General features: G+C 46.7%; 1 protein-coding gene. It reads right to left on the reverse strand.

Annotation, left to right across the window (positions count from 1 at the left end; all coding sequences use genetic code 11):
• Positions 1 to 1,657 (reverse strand): hypothetical protein (locus OQX63_RS23200; protein WP_322974562.1); only part of this gene is annotated, 1,657 nt, incomplete at both ends.

A 1,657-nucleotide genomic window follows, 5' to 3' on the forward strand; every position in this document is an offset into this window, starting at 1 on the left:
ATCGGTAACGTTGTTCCCTTTAGGATCTTTACCAGTCGCTGTTGCAATGTTGTAAACAGCGCCTTTATCAATATCGGCCTGTGTTACCGTGTAAGAAGCAGTGAAGCTTGATAGGTCTGCTGCACCAGGAAGTAATGTTACCGGTCCACCAGTTACGGTTACTTTAGGGTCGGTAATAACGATATCACTCACCGTTACGTTTCCAGTATTTTCAACTTTGAAAGTATAGCTGATCTTGTCGCCAAGGTTCACCTTACCGTCGCCGTTCGTATCTGCGTATGTTCCGGTTTTGGTTAATTTAAAAACCGGGGTTTGTGGAAGTGGCGTAACCGTGCAATCCGGACAGCCAGGATCAACAGGAGGTGTACCAGGACCTGAAGGATTACCGCTTTCAGACTGGTCGGTAACGTTGTTTCCTTTAGGATCTTTACCCGTTGCGGTTGCAATGTTGTAAACAGCACCTTTATCAATATCGGCCTGTGCTACCGTGTAAGAAGCAGTAAATGTAGTTAAGTCGGCAGCACCGGGAAGTAAAGTTACCGGTCCACCGGTTACGGTTACTTTAGGGTCGGTAATAACGATGTCACTCACCGTTACGTTTCCAGTGTTTTCAACTTTGAAAGTATAGCTGATCTTGTCGCCAAGGTTCACCTTGCCGTCGCCGTTCGTATCTGCGTATGTTCCGGTTTTGGTTAATCTGATAACAGGAGTCTGTGGAAGTGGCGTAATGGTACAATCCAGACAGGCAGGATCAACAGGAGGTGTACCAGGACCTGAAGGGTTACCGCTTTCAGACTGATCGGTAACGTTGTTCCCTTTAGGATCTTTACCAGTCGCTGTTGCAATGTTATACACAGCACCTTTATCAATATCGGCCTGTGTTACCGTGTAAGAAGCAGTGAAGCTTGATAGGTCGGCTGCACCGGGAAGCAAAGTCACTGGTCCACCAATAACATTAACTTTAGGGTCGGTAACCACTATATTAGTTACCGTAACATTGCCCGTGTTTTCAACTTTGAAAGTATAGCTGATCTTGTCGCCAAGGTTTACTTTACCATCGCCATTGGTATCTGCGTAAGTTCCGGTTTTGGTTAATCTGATCACCGGGGTTTGTGGAAGTGGCGTAACCGTGCAATCCGGACAGGCAGGATCAACAGGAGGCGTACCAGGACCTGAAGGGTTACCACTTTCTGACTGATCAGTAACGTTGTTTCCTTTAGGATCTTTACCCGTTGCGGTTGCAATGTTGTAAACAGCACCTTTATCAATATCGGCCTGTGTTACCGTGTAAGAAGCAGTAAATGTAGTTAAGTCAGCAGCACCTGGAAGTAATGTTACCGGGCCACCGGTTACGGTTACTTTAGGGTCGGTAATAACGATGCCGCTCACCGTTACGTTACCCGTGTTTTCAACTTTGAAAGTATAGCTGATCTTATCGCCAAGGTTCACTTTACCGTCGCCGTTCGTATCTGCGTATGTTCCGGTTTTGGTTAATTTAATAACAGGAGTTTGCGGAAGTGGCGTAACCGTGCAATCCGGACAGGCAGGATCAACAGGAGGCGTACCAGGACCTGAAGGGTTGCCACTTTCAGACTGATCGGTAACGTTGTTTCCTTTAGGATCTTTACCTGTTGCTGTTGCAATGTTGTACACAGCA

Origin of the sequence: Pedobacter sp. PF22-3 (assembly GCF_026239555.1) — a bacterium.
Lineage (GTDB): Bacteria > Bacteroidota > Bacteroidia > Sphingobacteriales > Sphingobacteriaceae > Pedobacter.